Source organism: Staphylococcus sp. EG-SA-17, from assembly GCF_017151845.1.
GTDB classification, from domain to species: domain Bacteria; phylum Bacillota; class Bacilli; order Staphylococcales; family Staphylococcaceae; genus Staphylococcus; species Staphylococcus aureus.
The window spans coordinates 1-440 of sequence record NZ_JACVZO010000109.1 but is presented as its reverse complement, the minus strand read 5'-3'; the positions used below and the strand labels follow the sequence as shown (position 1 = coordinate 440).

The window sequence follows — 440 nt, the reverse complement described above, 5'->3', positions numbered from 1 at the left end:
ATAGTTATCCAAGTAAAACGTAACTAAGATGAAGGACGAAACTAGAAATTTCATCCTTCATCTTAATTCTTAGACATAGCAATCAATTAATATTTTCCACTGAGTCTCTTCTTTCTCTCACTCTCACTGGTTTACTTACCCATAAACGATTTGATTAAAGCCATTTTTCAATTCATTATTCGCTGTCTCGTTAAAGTAAAGATAATTAGCGGGATTTCCCTGATGTTGTTGTGTAACCAATACTTTTGGCTGATTTTGCTGAAACCCGAATAGATAGACGTGCTTTTTCAGATATGGTTCTGTCTCTGCATCGGAATAGACGGCTGTGATTTGATAGTCTGCTTGACCTGTCCCACTTTCTGACCATTCTGCAGAAACAGGCACTCCACCAATAGCCATCTTCCACTCCCCGTTCAAAATAGCTTGAGGGACTTTAAGAC

General features: G+C 38.4%; 1 protein-coding gene. It reads right to left on the bottom strand.

Annotation, left to right across the window (positions count from 1 at the left end; translation table 11 throughout):
- Positions 1-135: 135 nt before the first annotated feature.
- A partial coding sequence (locus IDG65_RS14285) for a DUF4767 domain-containing protein (protein WP_206174233.1) occupies positions 136-440 on the bottom strand: 305 nt, incomplete at its 5' end.